We start from the raw sequence: 3,038 nt of genomic DNA, 5'->3' as shown, positions 1-3,038 counted from the left end.
TTTTGGTTGCGGGGGCAGGATTTGAACCTGCGGCCTTCAGGTTATGAGCCTGACGAGCTACCGGGCTGCTCCACCCCGCGTCCGTTGTGGTATCCCGAGGGCTTTTTGGTTTGCGATCGGGGTATATGATCATCGTTGAGAGAGAGTATCGTGTTTCTTTCTAGGTTTGGCGGTGACCTACTCTCCCACGTCTTGAGACGGAGTACCATTGGCGCGACGGCACTTAACGGCCGGGTTCGGGATGGGACCGGGTGTTTTGCTCGTGCTATGACCACCAAACCGAGGAAGAAACACGCGCGCTTTTGTCTGCGTTTGGCAGGTTCTGGCGCGCTTCATCAGTTTCATTGTTTCAAGTCTATGGTTTGCTTTTGACTGTCCAGGCAGGGCGTTTGCCTTGCTGTTTCTGGATCAAATCAAGCCTATCGGGCAATTAGTACCGGTCAGCTGAACGCATTGCTGCGCTTACACCTCCGGCCTATCGACGTGGTGGTCTTCCACGGCCCTCAAGGGAGACCTTGTTTTGAAGGGGGCTTCCCGCTTAGATGCCTTCAGCGGTTATCCTGTCCGTTCATAGCTACCCAGCACTGCCGTTGGCACGACAACTGGTCCACCAGTGGAACGTTCACCCCGGTCCTCTCGTACTAGGGGCAACTCTTCTCAAGTCTCCTACACCCACGGCAGATAGGGACCGAACTGTCTCACGACGTTCTAAACCCAGCTCACGTACCTCTTTAAATGGCGAACAGCCATACCCTTGGGACCTGCTCCAGCCCCAGGATGAGATGAGCCGACATCGAGGTGCCAAACGATGCCGTCGATATGGACTCTTGGGCATCATCAGCCTGTTATCCCCAGAGTACCTTTTATCCGTTGAGCGATGGCCCTCCCACTTGGGACCACCGGATCACTATGGCCGACTTTCGTCTCTGCTCGACTTGTCAGTCTTGCAGTCAGGCTGGCTTCTGCCATTGCACTCAACGAGCGATTTCCGACCGCTCTGAGCCAACCTTCGCGCGCCTCCGTTACTGTTTGGGAGGCGACCGCCCCAGTCAAACTCCCCACCATGCAGGGTCCCGGACCCGGATAACGGGCCGCGGTTAGACATCAAGAGTGCGAAGGGTGGTATCTCAAGGGAGGCTCCACGGGAACTGGCGTCCCCGCTTCGATGCCTACCACCTATCCTGCACATCACAATCCTGATGCCAGTGCAAAGCTGGAGTAAAGGTTCATGGGGTCTTTCCGTCTAACCGCGGGAAGTGTGCATCTTGACACACAGTTCAATTTCGCTGAGTCCACGTTAGAGACAGCGGGGAGATCGTTACGCCATTCGTGCAGGTCGGAACTTACCCGACAAGGAATTTCGCTACCTTAGGACCGTTATAGTTACGGCCGCCGTTTACTGGGGCTTCAATTCGGAGCTTGCACCCCTCCTTTTAACCTTCCAGCACCGGGCAGGCGTCAGACCCTATACGTCGCCTTACGGCTTCGCAGAGCCCTGTGTTTTAAGTAAACAGTCGCCACCCCCTAGTTTGTGCCCCCCGCCCATAGTTGCCTACAGACGGGGCCTCCTTCTCGCGAACTTACGGAGGCATTTTGCCGAGTTCCTTTAACGTGGTTCTCTCAAGCGCCTTGGTATACTCTACCAGTCCACCTGTGTCGGTTTAGGGTACGGTCTGATGGAGGGCTATTTCCAGGAACCTCTGAGCTGCCCACCCAATCCGATAAGGGCAGACAACCTTTGAGATCCGTCACTTCCTCCTGGCCCAGGAATATTAACCTGGTTCCCATCGACTACGCCTTTCGGCCTCGCCTTAGGGGCCGGCTTACCCTGCTCAGATTAGCTTTAAGCAGGAACCCTTGGACTTTCGGCGAGAGGGTCTCTCACCCTCTTTGTCGCTACTCATGTCAACATTCTCGCTTCTGATCTCTCCACCGGATGCCTCACGGCCCGGCTTCACAGAAAGCTTCGCGTGTTCGATCCACCTCGCGGCGGATAAAACACATGAAGCTATATCACAGAACGCTCCGCTACCACGCATATTGCTATGCATCCTGAGCTTCGGCTCGTGGCTTGAGCCCCGTTACATCTTCGCCGCAGGACAGCTTGTCTAGACCAGTGAGCTGTTACGCTATCTTTAAAGGATGGCTGCTTCTAAGCCAACCTCCTGGTTGTTTTGGCCGTCCCACATGCTTTCCCACTTAGCCACGAATTAGGGGCCTTAGCTGCAGGTCAGGGTTGTTTCCCTCTTCACGACGGACGTTAGCACCCGCCGTGTGTCTCCCGGATAGTACTCTTGGGTATTCGGAGTTTACTTAGGCTCAGTAAGGCTGTGGGCCCCCATCACCCATGTAGTGCTCTACCCCCCAAGGTATTCGTCCGAGGCGCTACCTAAATAGCTTTCGCGGAGAACCAGCTATCTCCAGATTTGATTGGCCTTTCACCCCTAGCCACAAGTCATCCAGACCCTTTTCAACGGGTGTTGGTTCGGACCTCCAGTTGGTGTTACCCAACCTTCATCCTGCTCATGGCTAGATCATCTGGTTTCGGGTCTGATCCAACGAACTCATGCGCCCTTTTAAGACTCGCTTTCGCTGCGCCTACACCTATCGGCTTAAGCTCGCTCGTTAGACCAAGTCGTTGACCCATTATACAAAAGGTACGCCGTCAGGGCTCAAGGCCCCTCCGACTGCTTGTAGGCGTCCGGTTTCAGGTACTGTTTCACTCCCCTCGTCGGGGTGCTTTTCACCTTTCCCTCACGGTACTGGTTCGCTATCGGTCAGCAAGGAGTACTTAGCCTTCGGAGGTGGTCCTCCGATCTTCAGACAGGATTTCACGTGTCCCGCCCTACTTGATATGTCCCGTGGTGCTTCCTGTACGGGGCTGTCACCCGCTATGGCCTGCCTTTCCAGACAGTTCCAGTCACACTTCCAGGCTCGGCTGGTCCGCGTTCGCTCGCCACTACTAACGGAGTCTCTATTGATTTCCTTTCCTCCGGGTACTTAGATGTTTCAGTTCCCCGGGTTCGCTCTAAAACCCC

Annotated in this window: 1 tRNA gene and 2 rRNA genes (1 of these 3 cut by a window edge); all 3 read right to left on the bottom strand. The window is 55.2% G+C overall.

What is annotated here, in order from left to right:
• Positions 1-3: 3 nt before the first annotated feature.
• Positions 4-80 (bottom strand) — tRNA-Met (locus G5V65_RS21405).
• An 84-nt stretch (positions 81-164) separates the two neighbouring features.
• Positions 165-279, bottom strand: a 5S ribosomal RNA gene (gene rrf, locus G5V65_RS21400).
• Between the two features lie 130 nt (positions 280-409).
• A 23S ribosomal RNA gene (locus tag G5V65_RS21395) occupies positions 410-3,038 on the bottom strand (it continues 206 nt past the right edge of the window).

Source organism: Paragemmobacter kunshanensis (assembly GCF_011059185.1).
GTDB lineage: Bacteria > Pseudomonadota > Alphaproteobacteria > Rhodobacterales > Rhodobacteraceae > Paragemmobacter > Paragemmobacter kunshanensis.
Note: the sequence above shows the minus strand (reverse complement) of the source record. Positions and strands in the feature narration are given on the sequence as shown.